General features: G+C 51.3%; 17 protein-coding genes. 11 read left to right on the forward strand and 6 right to left on the reverse strand.

Translation table 11 applies throughout. The features are described 5' to 3' along the window. Window positions 1-21 precede the first annotated feature (21 nt). The 3 genes from uraD to SPM24T3_RS17840 are packed head-to-tail and all read left to right on the forward strand — an operon-like array spanning window position 22 to window position 2,209. Window positions 22-516, forward strand: coding sequence for a 2-oxo-4-hydroxy-4-carboxy-5-ureidoimidazoline decarboxylase (gene uraD / locus SPM24T3_RS17830; RefSeq protein WP_009638193.1), 495 nt, complete (start codon window positions 22-24; stop codon window positions 514-516). Further along, window positions 513-848: a hydroxyisourate hydrolase gene (gene uraH / locus SPM24T3_RS17835; protein WP_009638194.1), complete on the forward strand. Its 336-nt coding sequence runs from the start codon at window positions 513-515 to the stop codon at window positions 846-848. Before uraD ends, uraH begins: the two co-directional genes overlap by 4 nt. 17 nt (window positions 849-865) lie before the next feature. Then, on the forward strand, window positions 866-2,209 hold the full coding sequence (locus SPM24T3_RS17840) for a nucleobase:cation symporter-2 family protein (RefSeq protein WP_009638195.1): 1,344 nt from the start codon (window positions 866-868) through the stop codon (window positions 2,207-2,209). On the opposite strand, the gene SPM24T3_RS17845 is transcribed toward SPM24T3_RS17840, so the two are convergent. The 3 genes from SPM24T3_RS17845 to SPM24T3_RS17855 all read right to left on the reverse strand — a co-directional run bounded on the left by SPM24T3_RS17845 (window position 2,166) and on the right by SPM24T3_RS17855 (window position 5,585). Continuing rightward, the gene (locus SPM24T3_RS17845; protein ID WP_009638196.1) at window positions 2,166-3,455 is read right to left on the reverse strand and encodes a gamma-glutamyl-gamma-aminobutyrate hydrolase family protein; all 1,290 of its coding nucleotides are present in this window, start codon (window positions 3,453-3,455) and stop codon (window positions 2,166-2,168) included. The two genes, SPM24T3_RS17840 and SPM24T3_RS17845, sit on opposite strands and share 44 nt — an antisense overlap. Before the next feature lie 208 nt (window positions 3,456-3,663). Continuing rightward, complete coding sequence (locus tag SPM24T3_RS17850) at window positions 3,664-4,437, reverse strand: amidohydrolase (RefSeq protein ID WP_009638197.1); 774 nt, start codon at window positions 4,435-4,437, stop codon at window positions 3,664-3,666. After that, window positions 4,425-5,585, reverse strand: coding sequence for a pyridoxal phosphate-dependent aminotransferase (locus SPM24T3_RS17855; RefSeq protein ID WP_009638198.1), 1,161 nt, complete (start codon window positions 5,583-5,585; stop codon window positions 4,425-4,427). Before SPM24T3_RS17855 ends, SPM24T3_RS17850 begins: the two co-directional genes overlap by 13 nt. Window positions 5,586-5,827: 242 nt before the next feature. On the opposite strand from SPM24T3_RS17855, the gene SPM24T3_RS17860 reads away from it, so the two are divergent. The 3 genes from SPM24T3_RS17860 to SPM24T3_RS17870 are packed head-to-tail and all read left to right on the forward strand — an operon-like array spanning window position 5,828 to window position 7,684. Continuing rightward, window positions 5,828-6,442 (forward strand): methylthioribulose 1-phosphate dehydratase, encoded by a 615-nt coding sequence (locus tag SPM24T3_RS17860; protein ID WP_009638199.1) that lies wholly within the window; start codon window positions 5,828-5,830, stop codon window positions 6,440-6,442. Next, entirely contained in the window at window positions 6,439-7,116 is a 678-nt protein-coding gene (gene mtnC / locus SPM24T3_RS17865) for an acireductone synthase (RefSeq protein WP_009638200.1), read from the forward strand. Before SPM24T3_RS17860 ends, mtnC begins: the two co-directional genes overlap by 4 nt. A gap of 22 nt (window positions 7,117-7,138) precedes the next feature. Then, window positions 7,139-7,684, forward strand: coding sequence for an acireductone dioxygenase (locus SPM24T3_RS17870; RefSeq protein WP_009638201.1), 546 nt, complete (start codon window positions 7,139-7,141; stop codon window positions 7,682-7,684). A 147-nt stretch (window positions 7,685-7,831) separates the two neighbouring features. Here the strand turns inward: SPM24T3_RS17870 and mtnA are convergent, their stop codons facing one another. Then, on the reverse strand, window positions 7,832-8,863 hold the full coding sequence (gene mtnA, locus SPM24T3_RS17875; protein WP_009638202.1) for an S-methyl-5-thioribose-1-phosphate isomerase: 1,032 nt from the start codon (window positions 8,861-8,863) through the stop codon (window positions 7,832-7,834). Window positions 8,864-9,046: 183 nt separating this feature from the next. Here mtnA and mtnK point away from each other — a divergent pair, with 183 nt between their 5' ends. Continuing rightward, on the forward strand, window positions 9,047-10,246 hold the full coding sequence (gene mtnK, locus SPM24T3_RS17880) for an S-methyl-5-thioribose kinase (RefSeq protein ID WP_009638203.1): 1,200 nt from the start codon (window positions 9,047-9,049) through the stop codon (window positions 10,244-10,246). A 186-nt stretch (window positions 10,247-10,432) separates the two neighbouring features. Then, window positions 10,433-10,903 carry a DUF1456 family protein gene (locus tag SPM24T3_RS17885; protein WP_009638204.1) on the forward strand — a complete coding sequence of 157 codons (471 nt, stop codon included), beginning with the start codon at window positions 10,433-10,435 and terminating at the stop codon, window positions 10,901-10,903. Between the two features lie 518 nt (window positions 10,904-11,421). Here SPM24T3_RS17885 and fadE read toward each other — a convergent pair. Further along, entirely contained in the window at window positions 11,422-13,869 is a 2,448-nt protein-coding gene (gene fadE / locus SPM24T3_RS17900; RefSeq protein ID WP_009638205.1) for an acyl-CoA dehydrogenase FadE, read from the reverse strand. Window positions 13,870-14,110: 241 nt separating this feature from the next. Here fadE and lpcA point away from each other — a divergent pair, with 241 nt between their 5' ends. Further along, a complete protein-coding gene (gene lpcA / locus SPM24T3_RS17905) occupies window positions 14,111-14,692 on the forward strand; it encodes a D-sedoheptulose 7-phosphate isomerase (protein ID WP_009638206.1) in 582 nt (193 codons plus the stop codon). Window positions 14,693-14,734: 42 nt separating this feature from the next. Further along, window positions 14,735-15,502 carry a class II glutamine amidotransferase gene (locus SPM24T3_RS17910; protein WP_009638207.1) on the forward strand — a complete coding sequence of 256 codons (768 nt, stop codon included), beginning with the start codon at window positions 14,735-14,737 and terminating at the stop codon, window positions 15,500-15,502. Here SPM24T3_RS17910 and dpaA read toward each other — a convergent pair. Then, entirely contained in the window at window positions 15,473-16,198 is a 726-nt protein-coding gene (dpaA, locus tag SPM24T3_RS17915; RefSeq protein ID WP_009638208.1) for a peptidoglycan meso-diaminopimelic acid protein amidase, read from the reverse strand. The genes SPM24T3_RS17910 and dpaA overlap by 30 nt on opposite strands. 296 nt (window positions 16,199-16,494) lie before the next feature. On the opposite strand from dpaA, the gene dinB reads away from it, so the two are divergent. After that, on the forward strand, window positions 16,495-17,553 hold the full coding sequence (dinB, locus tag SPM24T3_RS17920) for a DNA polymerase IV (RefSeq protein WP_009638209.1): 1,059 nt from the start codon (window positions 16,495-16,497) through the stop codon (window positions 17,551-17,553).

The raw sequence follows: 17,553 nt of genomic DNA on the forward strand, positions 1-17,553 counted from the left end.
GAAATTAATCAGGGATCGAAGATGACCTTAGAGGAATTTAATGCACTGTCAGCGGAGCAGGTGCGTGCCGTGCTAAGCCCTTGCGTGAATATCCCGCAGTGGGTAGACGCGGTGAGCAGCGCTCGCCCGTTTAATTCTGTCGATGATGCCGTAGATTTTGCCACTCAAGCCAGCAGCGGTTGGCAGTCAGCGGCAGTTGGCGGCGCTCTGGCCCAGCATCCGCGTATTGGTGAGCGGATGGTGGGTGAAAGCAAAGAGGCCGCGCTTTCTCGCGCCGAGCAGGCATCTTTAGGACTCGAACAGCAAACGACTCAGGCCCTGCTTGCGGGCAATCAGCAGTACGAGCAGCGCTTTAACCGAGTGTTTCTGATTCGTGCCAAAGGCAGAACGCCAGCGGAAATTCTTGAACATTTACAGCGTCGTTTACACAACAGCGATCAGCAGGAATGGCAGGAAACCGCCGAACAGTTACAGCAGATAACCGTGCTGCGCTTTAAGGAGTTATTTAACCGATGACCAAAATCACTACGCATATTCTTGATACTTCTTTAGGTAAACCTGCAACTCAGGTTCGCGTCTGGCTGGAGAAAATCGACGGTCCACACAGCCTGAAAATGAGTGAAACTGCCACCGACAACGATGGGCGAGCGACTGACCTGACGCCAAATGGCGTAGAAGCGGGTAATTATCGTTTGTATGCCGACATCGGTCAGTATTTTGCGGCTACAGGTCGTGAAACTCTTTATAACCTGGCGATTATTGACGTCATTATTTATGCCGATCAGGCGCATTACCATTTGCCTATCTTGCTCAGCCCTTATTCTTATTCAACTTATCGCGGAAGCTGACAGCGGGGAGTGGCTCAATGAAAGACGATTCCAGACCCGACGCCGCATGTGAGGCCCCCGAAGACTGCCGTTTGCCGCCGGGTAAAACTTTTGCCTATGGTTTGCAGCATATTCTGACGATGTACGGCGGTATCATTGCTCCGCCGCTGATTATTGGTAGCGCCGCCGGTTTGGGCGCTCCACAAATCGGGATGCTTATCACCGCCGCGCTGTTTGTTAGCGGGCTGGCAACACTGCTGCAAACGCTGGGCTTGCCGAGAGTGGGGGCGCGCCTGCCATTGGTGCAGGGCGTGTCATTTGCGGGTGTCGCCACCATGGTCACTATCGTGACCGGCGGCGGTGGTCTCCCAGAGGTGTTTGGCGCAGTCATCGTCTCATCATTGATTGGTCTGTTTATCGCGCCTTATTTCGCACAAATCATCCGTTTTTTCCCGCCAATAGTTACGGGTACGGTAGTGACTGTGATTGGTTTGTCATTGATGCCAGTGGCGGTGCGTTGGGCGATGGGCGGCAATGCCCACGCAGCAGACTGGGGATCGACCGGCAATATTGGTCTGGCAGCTTTCACTTTGGCAGTGATCTTGCTACTTAACCGCTTTGGAAATCAGGCTATTAGCCGCGTTGCGGTGTTGCTGGCCATGGTGCTTGCTACTGTAGTTGCGGTGTTTCTCGGCAAGACACATTTTTCCGAACTGGGTCACGGTCCATTATTGGCGATACCGTCGCCATTCGCTTACGGTTTACCGACGTTTAATATCGCCGCAATTCTTTCCATGCTACTGATTGTGTTGGTATTGTTGACTGAAACTACCGCTGGACTGGTGGCGATCGGCGAGATCGTCGGCTCGCCGGTCGATTCAAAACGCATCGCCAAAGGGCTACGCGCTGACATGCTGAGCAGCGCGTTGTCGCCGGTATTTAACTCTTTTCCACAGAGTTCGTTTGCCCAGAATATTGGACTGGTGGCACTCACGGGGGTGAAAAGTCGTTTTGTAGTTGCGGCCGGAGGCGGAATTTTAATCGCTTTGGGGCTGTTGCCAGAGTTGGGCACGATGGTGGCATCGGTTCCGTCACCCGTGCTCGGCGGAGCTGGCGTAGTGTTGTTCGGATCGGTGGCGGCCAGCGGGATCCGCACATTGTCGAAAGTGGATTATAAAGACAATATGAATCTGGTGGTGGTGGCAACTTCGATAGCTTTCGGGATGATCCCGATTGTGATGCCTACCTTCTACGATCACTTCCCGGACTGGGTACAAACTCTGCTGCATTCGGGGATAAGCGCCGCCTGCCTGGCAGCGGTGACTTTGAACGCCTTGTTTAACCCATTAAGAAATACGGATGCTTTAACCGCACACTCTTAGTCAACGAATCGTGGCTGACGTCCCGCTCTCTGTTATTTTGGCGGACCTGTTGCAGGAACGCCATCAGCAGCGGATGGGGACGTTCACGGCGAGATTGCAGCTCGGGATTTCCCTGCACGCCGACAAAAAACGGATGATTTTCAAGCTCAATCGACTCGGCAGACAGGCCTGACTCATCGGTGCCGCTTACCTGCAAACCCTCACACGACAGTTTTTCCAGCAAATGTGGACTAAGCCGCCAGCGCTGGTTATAGCGCATCTGCACCTCTCTCCCCATGGCTTTTGCCAACTTGCTGCCCGACTTAAACATTACCTTGTAATTTCCCTGTCGCACTGGCTCATCCATTAATGGCAGGCGGGATTGCACAGCCCCCAGCGTTGACGGGCCGGGCAGGGCGATCGCTTCGTCTCCCAATACTTTCTGGCCAAGCGCTGCCACCATCATATGCATGCCGCCGTTAATGCCCAGTACAGGCATTTGATTGTCGAGCGCCCATTTCGCCACCGCCAGTTGGCTAGCGGTGCTGGTATGAACGCTTTCCGACCCTAGCACCGCAAGGCCCGGCAAGATAATTCCGTCAATATCGAAAAGCGTACTTTCGAGCTGGCTGCCCATTAAATTTGCCGGGATATAAGTGACCTGAATGTTCATTGCCAGTGCATCGGCGGCATCACCCAGTGCAGCGAGTGTGGCGGGATAGCTATCGCGATGCTCGCTGGCATCGCCTAAAATTGCCAAATGAAGATGTTTTCCACCACGCATCACCGGCTGTGTTACTGAGCCGAGCACCCAGCGGCCAAAGCTGTCACGCGCCCAGCCGTTGCTGCGTACTTTGCCACTTTCGCAGTCTTCCAACTGGTAACGGTCCTGATTTTTCACCACCTGCAATGACTCGATGGAGATGTCTTTTTCGCGGATCTGTTGCAACATATCCTGATAGCAGGAGCAGGAAAGCGGTTGATTTAGCGGGACAACAATATCTTCTCTAAGCGCCCGATTTATCAAAGATTCCATGTCAAATTCAGCACCGGCTCCGCGACCAGTCAAACGCTCGAGCCACAGTAAGCCACTGGCAATCTGCTGTCCCTGTGGAGAGATATATTGGCGAGCATTGATAAAGCGTTTGCTGTCGTAACTGACCGGCAGGTGGCACAGCGGCAACGCCCGTAACTCAGCAAGTATCGCGGCCAGCGCACCATAAAATGCAGGTTCAGGTGTGGAGTGTGCAATAAACGTGATTGTCATCAGTTACCCTCTGTCAGATGTTTTAACGGGGGTATTTAATGCAAGAATTACACCAGCTATCCTGAAGCATTGTGAGTTTACATTTGTTGAAGGTTATAGATTGGCGTTCAGGGATGAAGAGCAGAATTAAGATTTGTCATTGATTGTTCAGCTAATCGCAAAGGATTTTGCTGATAATCAGGAAATTATCAGCAATTAATCAGTTGAATTATTCGTGGCGGAGGAAACTGTCTGCATCTCGCCAGGCGGGAAAGGCTTCGCGGTAATCCTGTAGCTCTTCCAGAGAGAGCTCTGCTTCGATAGTCATCGCAGCACTCGGTTCGGCGCGTGCCAAAACTTCACCCTGCGGGTTGATGATCAGACTGTCGCCGCTGTAATGGTGGCCATTGTCGTCGTCGCCAATGCGGTTGCAACCGGCAACATAAGCCTGATTTTCAATCGCGCGGGCGGTCAGCAGCGCTTGCCAGTGATGGGTGCGGCGAGCAGGCCAGTTGGCAACATACAGCGCCAAATCGTAATCCTGGCCGTTGCGCGACCAAACCGGGAAGCGCAAGTCATAACAGACCTGCGGCAGGATACGCCAGCCGCGCCATTCGACAATCTCCCGGCGTTTACCTGCGACATAATAGTTATGCTCTCCGGCCATGCGGAACAGGTGACGTTTGTCGTAAAAATGGACCTTGCCCTGAGGTTCAACCAGCAGGAAACGGTTGACTGCGCCTTTTGGCGTCGACAGCGCCACGCTGCCACCGACCATGGCATTAAGCCTGTTTGCCCACTGATGCAGCCATTCAATCACCCGAGATTCCGGCAATGCACGTTCCGGCGCCTGCATCGCGAAGCCGGTGGTAAACATCTCCGGCAGTACGATTAAATCACGATTAACCAGCGGTGCGAGCAGCGAGTCAAAGTGCTTCAGGTTAGCTTCTCCGTCCAGCCAAACCAGTGGTTGTTGCAACAGCGAAATCTTTAAAGTTGACACAGGCGCTCCGCGGCAGCGTCCAGCGTGGCTTCCTTCTTGGCAAAGCACAGGCGGACCAGTTTATGGGGAAAAGGCTCGGCGCAGAATACCGACAGCGGTATTGCGGCCACCCCAACATGTTCAACCAACCAGTGACAGAATGCAACGTCATCCAAATCAGAGACTTCACTGTAATCCACCAACAGGAAATAGGTGCCTTCGCTTGGCAGCACTTTCAGACGGCTTTTCGCCAGCCCCTGGGCCAAACGATCGCGCTTGGCCTGATAAAATTCAGGCAGCTCCTGCCAGTGCTCGGGATGCTCGCGTAACATATCGGCCAGCGCCAACTGTACCGGCGTGGTGATTGCGAAGGTCAGAAACTGGTGAATTTTACGCAGTTCGGCGCTGATTGCCGCAGGAGCCAGACAGTAACCCACACGCCAGCCGGTCATGTGGAAGGTCTTGCCGAACGAAGAAACGGTAATCGCACGCTGGCGCAGCTGCGGGTGCAGCAGCACGCTGGCATGGCCTTGTTTGGCGAAGCAAATATGTTCGTAGACTTCATCGCTTATCACGAAAATATTGCGTTCGGCGATGATTTGCCACAGTCGGTCAACATCCTGCTCGCTCCATGCAGTCGCGGTCGGGTTGTGTGGCGTATTAATGATAATCACTTTGGTACGATCGGTGATTTGGTCGGCGAAATGCGCCCAGTCAACCTTGAACTCTGGCGGCTGAAGCTGAATACGCCTGCTGATGCCGCCTGCCAGTTGAACCGCCGGGGCGTAACAGTCATAGCTCGGATCGAAGCTTATTACTTCATCACCCTGCGAGACCAGCGCGGTGATGGCAATGTACAGCGCTTCGGTAGCGCCTGAAGTAATAGTGATATCGCTTTCGGCATCGGGACGATAGCCATAGGCCTGCTCGGTTTTATCGGCGATCGCGTTACGCAGCGCAGGCGTGCCGGTCATTGGCGCGTACTGGTTAGACCCCGCCGCAACGTGCACGCTCAGCTGTTGGCGCAGATACTCCGGGCCGTCAAAATCGGGAAATCCCTGCGACAGATTGATAGCATTATGCTTTTGCGCCAGCGCACTCATTTGCGAGAAAATATTGGTTCCTAATGCGGGCAGTTTGCTCTGTGGAATAAGTGCTGCTGTACTCATGGCTTTTCTTGCTCCGGTCGCTGTCTGGGCGATAAAAAGTCGTATCGTGATAGTACTCATCGATACCAATATGATAGATACCTATTGGTTGATACTACCGCACGATGATAATATTTGGCAATCGAGACGCTTAGATGTTTAAACGGCTAAATGCTTTTATCGTCTAGCTCATAGCGAATCAGCATAATAAGCAGAATCAGTGCGAGATGGACTTCCTTAATGCATGGCTTGCGGGAACAACAATGACCGAAAATAACTCCTTGGAATCTTTGCTTGCTGCCTGCCGCTGGATCGGCGACAAGGGCTGGTGTCCGGCCACTGGCGGCAATATGTCGGTGCGCGAAGATAATCAATACTGTCTGATTACTGAATCCGGTAAAGATAAAGGCACGCTGACCCGCGATGATTTTCTGCGCGTCGAGATTGCGACCAACCACGCACCCAGCGGCAGAAGGCCGTCTGCAGAAACCGGGTTACATACGCTGATTTACCAGTTGTTTCCTGAAGTTGGCGCGGTGCTGCACACCCATTCGGTAAATTCTACCGTGTTGTCTCGCCTTGAACGCAGCGACGGGCTGGTATTGCAGGGCTATGAAATGCAGAAATCTTTGGCTGGCCAACACACGCACCTCGATACGGTCATCATCCCAATTTTCGATAATAGTCAGGATATTACCGCTCTGGCAGCAGAGATTGCCTTATGGGCGCAGTCTCATCCGCTACACTATGGTTTTCTGGTTCGTGGACACGGCCTGACCTGTTGGGGCAAAACTGTTGCCCACGCGCGCCGTCATCTTGAAGGACTGGAGTTTTTATTCCAGTGTGAGCTGCAACTTCGCCTGTTGGAGGCTAAATGATCCGTGCCATCGTGACTGATATTGAAGGGACCACAACCGACATCCGCTTCGTGCATCAGGTGCTTTTCCCTTATGCCAGAGCGCGCCTTGCCGATTTTATTACCCGGCATGGACAGGATTTGGAAGTACTGCAGGCGCTCGATGCATTGCGCGAAGAGATTAACCAGCCGCAGGCAGAAATTGTCGACTTGGTTGACCAACTGTATGTTTATATGGATAAAGACGAGAAGTCACCGGCGCTGAAAACGTTGCAGGGCATTATCTGGCGCACGGGGTATACCGAAGGGGATTTCCGCGGTCACGTTTATCCTGACGTCGTGCCGCAGTTGATGCAGTGGCAGCAGCAGGGGATCAAACTTTATGTTTATTCTTCAGGCTCGGTCGATGCGCAAAGACTGCTATTTGGCTACAGCGAAGAAGGGGATCTCCTGCCGCTGTTCACTGACTATTTCGACACCCGCGTCGGTGCCAAGCGCGAAGTAACGTCTTATCAAAGTATTGCCGACCAGTTGCTGCTGCCGGCGCAGGATTTGCTCTTTTTGTCTGATATTCGCCAGGAATTGGATGCCGCGCGTGAAGCGGGTTGGCAAACGGTGCAGCTAATTCGCGACGAGCCAGACGAAGTGAGTGACCACAGGCAGGTTAACCGTTTTGATCAGATAGAACTTAACTGATCTCATTCACCAGGAGTTTGCAATGAGTGCACTGACTATTTTCAGCGATAGCGATCCTTCAGCCCCTGTTTGGGAAAGTCGTGATGGTGATGCTATCGCCGCCGAATTGAAGAAAATCGATGTTCGCTTCGAGCGCTGGCAGGCGGATCGCGAGCTGGGCAGCAATCCTGAATCTGAACAGGTGATCGCCGCTTATCAGCATGAAATCAACAAACTGGTGGCCGAGAAGGGCTATCAAAGCTGGGATGTGATTAGCATGAGTCCGGACCATGAACAGCGCGAGGTTCTGCGTACCAAGTTTCTGTCCGAACATATTCATGGCGAAGATGAAGTACGTTTTTTTGTTGATGGTGCAGGTTTATTCTGCCTGCATCTTGAAGGCAAGATTTTCCAGATCCTGTGCGAGAAGAATGACCTGATTTCGGTACCGGCCAACACCCGCCACTGGTTTGATATGGGCGGTTCGCCGTCATTTACCGCAATACGCCTGTTCGACAATCCAGAAGGCTGGGTCGCACATTTTACTGGCGACGCGATTGCCGATGCTTATCCGCGACTCGGCGAGTAATAAAAAGCCCTCTCGCAAACTTATCTAAATTATTGATGTGAATGGAATTAGTTAACTTATAAGGCAGGGAGCAGCTTTTAAAGTCCCGTCCCCCACTTTTTTCCAGTGGAGGACGGCAAGGATGGAGAACTCGCGTCTCAATCGTAGCTAAGCTTTCAAGGCTGTTTTAAAAATCCCGTCTCTGACCTGTTCGGGTAATATTACCCCGCTGTCCAGCACCCATCCGCTGATCAACTCGGCCGGTGTGACATCAAATGCCGGATTGTAAACTTGCGCATCTTGCGGTGCCCACTGTACGTCGCCAAAACTGCCAGAAACGCCCGTGACTTCTCTCGCTGCGCGCTGTTCGATTGGTATTGCATCACCATTAGGGCAGTGTGAGTCGTGGGTGGTATGCGGCGCGGCAACGTAAAACGGAATGCCGTGATAGTGCGCGAGTACCGCCAAACTGTAAGTGCCGATTTTATTAGCTACATCACCGTTGGCGGCAATGCGGTCAGCGCCGACCCAAATCGCATCGACCTGTTTTTTTGCCATCAGGCTGGCGGCCATCGAATCACAAATCAGCTTGTAAGGAATGCCCAGCTCGCCTAATTCCCAGGCAGTGAGGCGTCCGCCCTGTAATAAAGGACGGGTTTCATCGACCCATACCTGTGAAACGTTACCCTGCTGATGCGCTCGATGGATTACGCCCAGCGCGGTGCCGACGCCCGCAGTGGCCAGTCCGCCAGTATTACAATGGGTTAGCAGGCGACTGCCCGGTGCTACCAGCTGCGCGCCGTTGCTGGCAATGCGATTACACAGCTCACGATCTTCGCCCACCAGGCCTTCTGCTTCTTGCACCATCGCCGGAACATGAAAACGTTGTTCCAGTGCGGTTTTCATTCGATCCAGATTGTTCATCAGATTTACCGCGGTCGGACGCGATTCCCGAAGCGTAATCAGAGCCTGATGCAGATCTGCAACTGGCATGCCGCCTTCGGCCAGCTGTGCGAGCAGCAGGCTGGCGGATAAACCAATCAGTGGGGCACCGCGCACGCGCAGAGCCTGAATGTGCCCGACCAAATCTTCAACGCTGCGACAAAGATGCCATTCAGCGCGCTGTGGTAAAGCCTGCTGATCCAGTATCCACAGCTGACTTTTACGGATACGTAAACTGGTAGTAGTGAGAGTCTGCATTGTGATTGAAATCCCTGTTGCGCGGTTGCATCTGATTGCTTATTCTGCCAACATAAGTTTCGGATGTATAGACGTCTAAATGCTTTTATGGCTACTTGCTTTTGCCGAGCACCATTCTGGTTTCAGGCTTTGTTGAACCACATAACATGTCGGGTTGCACAAGAAAGATTACGAGAGGTTAGGATGTCACGTTATTACACATTTAACGCCGCGGATGCCGTGGAATATGCCCGTCAGTTTGGTGGCGTGGACGATCCACTGTCGTTGATAACTGCCGATGAAATCGGTGACGGCAACCTGAATCTGGTATTTAAAATCCGCGATACTCAGGGCATTAGTCGAGTCATTGTGAAACAGGCATTGCCGTACGTGCGTTGTGTAGGTGAGTCCTGGCCTTTGACTATTGACCGCTCGAGAATCGAAGCTGAAACGCTGATTGTCCATTATGAGCATTGCCCTCAGCACACGGCGAGAGTTATTCATCATGACCCTGAGCTGGCGGTGATGGTGCAAGAAGATCTCTCTGATTATGAAATCTGGCGCGGTGAGCTGGTAAAAGGCAAATACTATCCTCAGGCTGCGAGCCAGCTTGGCGAATATCTGGCGCAATCTCTGTTCCATACTTCAGATCTTTATCAGAACGCGGAGCATAAAAAATCGGAAGTTGGTCGCTTTCTTAACCCTGAGCTTTGTCTGATCACTGAAGATTTGTTTTTTACCGATCCGTATATCGAGCATGAGCGCAATTGTTATGACGCTGCTTTGCAACCTACTGTTGATGAACTTCGCGCCGATATACCGTTACGTATTGCGGTAGGGGATCTTAAACAGCGTTTTCTCAGCAATGCCGAGGCTTTATTGCACGGTGATGTGCACAGTGGCTCAATTTTTGTCGCTGAAGGTCGTCTAAAAGTGATCGACGCCGAATTTGGTTTTTATGGGCCGATTGGTTTTGATCCGGGGTCGGCCATGGGGAATCTGCTGCTGAATTACTGTGGATTGCCAGGTCTGGTGGCTACGCGTGAGGCGGCGGACGGGCGTGAACAGCGTTTACAGGATTTACGTGATCTGTGGCTGAGCTTCTCCGAGCGCTTCCTGCAACTGGCACGGGATAAAACTCAGGACCAGGCTTTTAAAATTCCGGGCTATGCGGAACATTATCTCAAGCATATCTGGCATGATGCGGTAGGCTATTGCGGTTCTGAATTGATACGTCGCACTATTGGCTTTTCGAACGTTGCTGACCTGAAAAACATTGCCGACCAAGAAATGCGCCACGAATGCCAGCGTCATGCTTTAAGTCTAGGCCAGTGGCTAATTATTACTGCGCCACAAATTGATGATATCGAAGGGCTGATCGCTCGCATCCGTCAAAACGGTTAATTTTCCTTCACTTAATTGTTTAAAAGCAGCCTGACCTTGATTCAGGCTGCGTGATACATCAAATATCTCATCAGAAAGAAGGGGCGCTTGCGTCCCAGACTTGTATAATGCCCGGCTACGAGGCGCCAGCGGGTAATCCCCAAGCAGTTCCTCGGTTACCAATCACCCATACGGGAATAAAGAATTATGATGAATAACGATGTCTTGCGCAGCGTACGCTATATGCTCGACTTGAGCGAAGGCCGGCTGATTGAGATTCTGGCGTCTACCGGCACAATTATTACTCCGGCGGTGATGTCGCGTTATCTGAAAAAAGAAGACGAAGCGGACTATATGGTTTGTCCGGATGAAGTGATGGCGAACTTCCTCAATGGTCTGATTTTCTTCAAACGTGGTAAAGACGATCGCTTCCCGGCTCCAGAAGTTGAAAAGCGCGTAACCAACAATGTGATGTTGAAAAAATTGCGCGTGGCTTTTGAACTGAAAACTGAAGATTTGCAGGGCGTGTTGGCTGCTGCTGATTTTAAAGTTTCTGAAGGTGAGTTGAGCGCGTTCTTCCGTAAAGAAGGCCACAAGAACTATCGCCCGTGCGGTGATCAGGTTTTGCGCTACTTCTTGAAAGGTCTTACTATGCGCGTTCGCCCGAAAAAAGGCTGATTATTTCCTGACTTTTATAAAAAAGTTCTGAAAATCGCCCTGTGCGCCGCCTACAAAAAAACCGCCAATGGCGGTTTTTTTGTGCTGGTCCGGTAAGCGGCCTTTCCAGCGGGCTTGAACTAACTTAACGCAAGCACAGATTAGTGATTTAATTTTGACCTTAATATTATTCTCTGTCAAGCGATCCCTAAGCCAAATTAGTGTAAGGTGTCTAAGGGCCTTTTCGCCACCTTAAGCAAGTGGGCATCGGGTTTAGAAAAGGATTTCTAACGGCCGTAAACGCAGGCGCAGATTAGTGCTTGTTTCACGGTGTTATCTCCGGTGGTGGTTCCGTGAAGCGGTCTGAGCAAGGACCGCGCAATGAAAAGATACCTCTGTATCTTCATCATTGTTTCGGCTGTGGCGGTGAGCCTCGGAAAGGGGAGCTGGAATATTTCCAATAACTCTCTCAACGTGATCATTACTACAACGAGCAAGTAAGCTAATAGCCACCTGAGAGGGTGGCTATTTTCTATCTGTTAAGCGGCTTCGGTATGTTTAGGCGATGGTTTTTCCTCTGGCGCTTTTTGCTGCGCCAACTGGTCCGGTTCAAACTCATCGACGTTGATTGAGCGCAGGCGACTTTCCTCCGCGCGGGATAAAATACGAGCATCTTCGGCGCTTAAATGACCGGCATCCATTCCCATCTGCGCCAGCTTATCCAGACGAGTGAATGACAGTTTTTTACCCATCGCTTCACACAGTCTTTTATGCACCGGCTCGGCTGCAATAATATCTCGTAAAGCTTCTTCCAGCTGACCCACTGGATTATGCTCGCTTGGCACCAGATACTGACCGCGGGCAATGCGGCTTCGCGTGGCAGAAGGCACCTGAAGGATGCGAGCCAGTTCATGATCTAGTAAGTCTGAAGGCGCGCGATGTACCCGACCCAGCGGGAAAATCACCAGCGTCATCAACCCAGCAATAAAACTGTTCGGGAAGTTGCGTAGTAGATCGGTTATCGCCGTCTCGGCCTGATTCAGACAGTCTTGCACGCCCCAATGCACCAGCGGCAGATCGGCCTCGTTGCGACCCTCTTCGTCATAGCGTTTTAACGTAGCGGTGGCTAAATAAAGCTGACTGAGAATATCGCCAAGACGCGCCGAAATACGTTCGCGACGTTTAAGGCTACCCCCCAGCACGCCCATCGAAATATCTGACAGCAGCGCCAGGTTGGCGCTCAGACGATTGATATGCTGATAGTAACGACGAGTCGCGTCATTAACCGGCGCGCGGCTGGTGCGACCGTGGGTTAAGCCTAACCACAGGCTGCGTACTTTATTGGTTCCAACATGTCCAATATGTCCAAACAGGGCGCGGTCAAAGCGGGTTAAATCTTTGCTTTCAGCCGCGGCCATTTCTTTTAGTACATAAGGATGGCAGCGGATAGCACCCTGACCAAAAATAATCATGCTGCGCGTCAGAATATTCGCGCCTTCAACAGTAATGGCGATTGGCGCACCCTGATACGAACGGGCGACAAAGTTGCTGTTACCGAGCATGATGCCTTTACCACCGGTGATGTCCATGGCGTCCATCACCGCGCGCTGACCGCGATGGGTGCAGTGATACTTCACAATTGCCGACAGTACGGCCGGTTTTTCACCGAGCATAATGCCGTTGGTGATAAGCGTAGCGGCGGCATCCATCACGTAAGCATTGCCCGCGATGCGCGCCAGCGGCTCCTCGATCCCTTCCATTTTACCAATCGGCAGTTTGAACTGACGACGTATATAGGCGTAGGCACCGGTAGCAACGGCCAGGGATTTCAGGCTGCCGGTAGAGTTGGAAGGCAGGGTAATTCCGCGACCTACCGACAGACATTCGACCAGCATGCGCCAGCCCTGACCGGCCATTTTTGGACCGCCAATAATATAGTCGATAGGCACGAAAATTGCGTTGCCACGGGTTGGACCATTCTGGAAAGGAATGTTTAACGGGAAGTGGCGATGACCAATTTCGACCCCTTGGGTATCGGTCGGGATCAGCGCACAGGTAATGCCCAACTCTTCGGTATCGCCCAGCAAATGTTCAGGATCTTTCAACTTGAATGCCAGGCCGAGCACGGTCGCGATTGGAGCAAGTGTTATGTAGCGTTTGTTCCAGGTCAGTTTCATGCCAAGAACCTGTTCGCCTTGCCATTCACCCATGCACACCACGCCAAAATCCGGGATTGCACCGGCATCAGAACCGGCTTCCGGGCTGGTTAAGGCAAAGCACGGGATCTCAAGACCTTTCGCCAGACGCGGCAGGTAGTGATTTTTCTGTTCCTCGGTGCCGTAATGTTGCAGCAGTTCACCCGGGCCGAGGGAGTTTGGCACGCCGACGGTAATCGCCAGAATTCCTGAAACGCCCGCCAGCTTTTGCAGCACGCGAGCCTGAGCATAAGCAGAGAATTCGAGGCCGCCATACTCTTTCTTGATAATCATCGCAAAGAAGCGATGTTCTTTCAGATAGGCCCAAAGTTCGGGCGGCAGGTCGGCCAGTTCGTGGGTTATCTGGAAGTCATTGGCCATCCGGCAGGCTTCTTCGACCGGCCCATCGATAAAGCGCTGTTCTTCTTCGGTCAGCGTTTGTTGTGGATAGCCATGCAGCTTGTTCCAGTCTGGCGTACCGCTAAACAAATCGCCCTCCCACCAAGTCGTGCCGGCCTCAATCGCTTCTTTTTCAGTGCGCGACATACTCGGCATGACCTTGCTGAAAGCACGCAGCGCAGGGCCTGAGAACAGGGAACGACGTAAAGAAGGGAGGTTTAAAGGCAGTAGAATGATTGCCAGAGGCAGCAGTAGCCAGGGAGTCCATAAGCCAATAACGGCCAAGGCAGCGGTATAAACCAGTAGGGCAATACTACTTAATGTCAGGCTGACGCGGTGATAAAACAGGGCACCAATCAGCACGAATAAAGCAACGATGCTAAGGACTATCATAGTAAAACTCCTGAAGTTGTAGGAGGTCTGACCTGTTGAAGTGATACTATGGTTTTAGACCAGGACAATGGCTTTATCAACGCGTTTACATCCTAATTACAACTTACGTCACAAAGTCACAGCACGAAGAGTGAAAAGCGTAAAGTATCGTAGGTAAGACGGCTGGAAGACTTCTAGCCTTTTGCCCTTTCGGCTACACTGCACCGCAGAATATTTGCCTAAGAAACTCTACGAGGTTGCCATGTACCTGGATATTATCCGTACAGAATTGAACGAAGCTGCTGAAGTACTTAATAAATTCATCAGCGATGAGAACAATATTGCGTCTATTCAACGTGCTGCAAAGCTGATTGCCGACTCTTTCAAAGCCGGTGGCAAAGTGTTGTCCTGCGGTAATGGCGGCTCGCACTGTGACGCGATGCACTTTGCTGAAGAGCTCACGGGCCGTTACCGCGATAATCGTCCAGGGTATCCGGCCATTGCAATTTCTGACGTTAGCCACATTTCTTGCGTTAGCAACGATTTTGGTTATGAATACATTTTCTCCCGCTATCTTGAGGCAGTGGGTCAGAAGGGCGACGTGCTATTGGGCATTTCTACCTCTGGCAATTCGAGCAACGTCATTAAAGCGTTGGAAACGGCTAAAGCCAAAGGCATGAAAGTGGTGACTCTGACGGGTAAAGACGGCGGAAAAATGGCCTCGTTGGGTGCCGACGTTGAAATTCGCGTTCCACATTTCGGCTATGCTGACCGCGTGCAAGAAATTCACATCAAAATCATCCACATCCTGATATTATTAATTGAAAAAGAGATGGCAGAATAATAAATCCTGCCTGGGCAATTTTGTTTTATCAGGAGACTGGCGATGTGTGAACTGCTCGGAATGAGCGCAAATGTCCCTACCGATATTTGCTTCAGTTTTACCGGGTTGGTGCAACGTGGGGGGCTGACTGGCCCACATAAAGACGGTTGGGGTATTACTTTCTATGAAGGTAATGGCTGCCGGACGTTTAAAGACCCCCAGCCCAGCTTTAACTCGCCGATTGCCCGGCTGGTGCAGGAATATCCCATTAAGTCGCTGGCCGTGATCTCGCATATTCGTCAGGCGAACCGTGGAGAAGTGTCGCTGGAAAACACCCATCCGTTTACCCGCGAATTATGGGGCCGTAACTGGACCTATGCCCATAATGGCCAGCTGCGTGGTTATCGCCAGCTGGATACTGGCAAGCTTAGGCCAGTTGGGCAAACAGACAGCGAATATGCTTTTTGCTGGCTGCTGCACAAACTTTCAGAACGTTATCCGCGCACGCCTCGCAGTTGGCCGCCAGTGTTTCGCTATATTGCTTCGCTGGCCGATGAACTCCGCAAAAAGGGCGTCTTTAATATGCTGCTGTCGGATGGGCATTTTGTGATGGCGTATTGTTCAACCAATCTGCACTGGATCACCCGCCGCGCGCCGTTTGGCAAAGCCACGCTGTTGGATCAGGATGTTGAGATTGATTTTCAGCAGCAGACGACACCTAACGATGTCGTCACGGTCATTGCGACCCAGCCGCTTACCGGCAATGAAACCTGGAACAAGATTGCTCCAGGCGAATTCGCATTATTTCACTGTGGCGAACGCCAGCTGTGAAGGCTGTGGCGTAAGAGTCTGCGATTGATTAACCACATAATTGCCGTTAATGACTGAAACGCTTGGCGGCTGGTGGTATTTCTGGAAATAGGCATAACCAGGCTGCAGTTGACGCCAGAAATTAATGTAGTAAGAATTTCTATTTAATTGCATGTTGGCGTCAGTCATCCGGAAAGGATAGATACTGATTTCAACGTTGCGCTGCCCGTTATCGAACGCGGCCTGAACGTAATTAAAGATCACATTCATGTAGGCATCGGTCATGGCATAGCACCCAATAGACAAACAGTTACCGTGGATCATCAGATATTTACCTGAATAACCTTGAGCGCGATCGTAATCATTGGGGAAGCCGATATTAATAGCGCGATAAAATCTGCTGTCAGGCTTCAAATGGTGAATATCGATGTTATAAAAACCTTCAGGGCTTTTAAAATCACCTTCACGACGTTTGTTGCCTAAACCGCCCGAGAAATCGCAAATACGATAAGCACCGACCAGTTGGAATTTATCTTCGACTTTGGCATAGAGTTCGAGAGTGCGCTCTTGCTTAAATATCTGAATATAAACAGGGGAACCTAATAATTGCTGTTGAACACCGGCCTGTACCGGAGCCTGTTCGCTGGCGACAGCGCTGCTCATGGTAAAAACGGGTAAACTAAAAAGCATCGCAAGTAGCAGCGCGATTCTGACCATTCTTAATCCTGCTTTATTTACAACTCTATTATTTTTTATCCGCAGACATTTACGTCGCGGACTGCCACAAATATTCAATAGGTTTGAATGTAGCCATATTAATACTGATTAAATTTTTATCAATGGCCTTAAATGTAATTTATTTCTTTATTAGGCGAAAAAAAGCCTTTATTTGCAGCTTTTTACAAAACTCCTGCCAATTACACTGAATTCCTACTTTTAAATGCCTTTTATCGGACTTGAGATTAAAAAATCAAACTGTATACTTATACAGTTATCCAAAGAGGGAAGGGGCTATGCGCAAGATCATTCACGTCGATATGGACTGCTTTTTCGCAGCCGTTGAAATGCGCGACGATCCCTCATTGCGCGATATCCCGCTGGCGATTGGTGGCAGTAAAGACCGCCGAGGCGTGATAAGCACCGCTAATTATCCGGCTCGCAAATATGGCGTTCATAGCGCAATGTCTACCGCGATGGCGCTCAAGCTATGCCCGCATCTTAAAGTGATACCTGGCCGTGGCGAGGCCTATAAAGAAGCTTCGTTGCGCATTCGGGAAATTTTCGCTCGTTACACGTCGCTGATTGAACCCCTATCGCTGGACGAAGCCTATCTTGATGTCACCGATAGCCCCTACTGCAACGGTTCGGCAACATTGATGGCCAGTGAAATCCGTCAGGCAATCTTCGACGAGCTTAATCTCACCGCCTCTGCGGGTATTGCACCGATCAAATTTTTAGCAAAAATCGCTTCAGACCTTAATAAACCCAATGGGCAGTTCGTGATCACACCTGACAAAGTTGCTGACTTTTTGCAGGATCTGCCGTTGGCAAAAATTCCCGGTGTTGGCAAAGTCACAGCCCGCAAGCTTGAAGATCAAGGGTTGATGACCTGTGGCGATGTGCAACGCTATGATTTAGCACTATTACTGAAAAGATTTGGCAAGTTTGGACGCGTATTGTGGGAGCGCTGTCAGGGCATTGATGAGCGCGAGATTTCTTCCGAGCGCCTGCGCAAATCTGTGGGCGTTGAACGCACGCTGGCTGAGGATATCCACGACTGGGAAAGCTGCGTCGAGCTGATTGACCGGCTTTATCCGGAGCTGGAAACGCGCCTGACTCGTGTAAGCCCTAGTTTGCGTATTGCGCGGCAGGGCGTAAAGCTCAAGTTTCACGATTTTCAGCAGACGACTCAAGAGCATGTCTGGCCAGTGTTGAACAAGGCTGATTTACTTAAAGTTGCACAAGAGGCGTGGGAGATGCGACGCGGAGGGCGAGGGGTAAGGCTGGTGGGACTGCACGTCACGTTGCAGGATCCGCAGATAGAACGGCAGCTTTTATTACCCTGGGAGTAA

Source organism: Serratia sp. M24T3 (genome assembly GCF_000257645.1).
In the GTDB taxonomy this organism is placed as follows: domain Bacteria; phylum Pseudomonadota; class Gammaproteobacteria; order Enterobacterales; family Enterobacteriaceae; genus Rouxiella.

Bases quoted from the DNA above. Each gene is read 5' to 3' on its own strand.
- mtnK (WP_009638203.1), top strand. From the start codon at position 9,047: ATGTCACGTTATTACACATTTAACGCCGCGGATGCCGTGGAATATGCC.
- SPM24T3_RS17855 (WP_009638198.1), bottom strand. From the start codon at position 5,585: ATGAGTACAGCAGCACTTATTCCACAGAGCAAACTGCCCGCATTAGGA.
- mtnC (WP_009638200.1), top strand. From the start codon at position 6,439: ATGATCCGTGCCATCGTGACTGATATTGAAGGGACCACAACCGACATC.
- SPM24T3_RS17870 (WP_009638201.1), top strand. From the start codon at position 7,139: ATGAGTGCACTGACTATTTTCAGCGATAGCGATCCTTCAGCCCCTGTT.
- lpcA (WP_009638206.1), top strand. From the start codon at position 14,111: ATGTACCTGGATATTATCCGTACAGAATTGAACGAAGCTGCTGAAGTA.
- fadE (WP_009638205.1), bottom strand. From the start codon at position 13,869: ATGATAGTCCTTAGCATCGTTGCTTTATTCGTGCTGATTGGTGCCCTG.
- SPM24T3_RS17845 (WP_009638196.1), bottom strand. From the start codon at position 3,455: ATGACAATCACGTTTATTGCACACTCCACACCTGAACCTGCATTTTAT.
- dpaA (WP_009638208.1), bottom strand. From the start codon at position 16,198: ATGGTCAGAATCGCGCTGCTACTTGCGATGCTTTTTAGTTTACCCGTT.
- mtnA (WP_009638202.1), bottom strand. From the start codon at position 8,863: ATGCAGACTCTCACTACTACCAGTTTACGTATCCGTAAAAGTCAGCTG.
- SPM24T3_RS17840 (WP_009638195.1), top strand. From the start codon at position 866: ATGAAAGACGATTCCAGACCCGACGCCGCATGTGAGGCCCCCGAAGAC.
- dinB (WP_009638209.1), top strand. From the start codon at position 16,495: ATGCGCAAGATCATTCACGTCGATATGGACTGCTTTTTCGCAGCCGTT.
- uraD (WP_009638193.1), top strand. From the start codon at position 22: ATGACCTTAGAGGAATTTAATGCACTGTCAGCGGAGCAGGTGCGTGCC.
- uraH (WP_009638194.1), top strand. From the start codon at position 513: ATGACCAAAATCACTACGCATATTCTTGATACTTCTTTAGGTAAACCT.
- SPM24T3_RS17860 (WP_009638199.1), top strand. From the start codon at position 5,828: ATGACCGAAAATAACTCCTTGGAATCTTTGCTTGCTGCCTGCCGCTGG.
- SPM24T3_RS17910 (WP_009638207.1), top strand. From the start codon at position 14,735: ATGTGTGAACTGCTCGGAATGAGCGCAAATGTCCCTACCGATATTTGC.
- SPM24T3_RS17885 (WP_009638204.1), top strand. From the start codon at position 10,433: ATGATGAATAACGATGTCTTGCGCAGCGTACGCTATATGCTCGACTTG.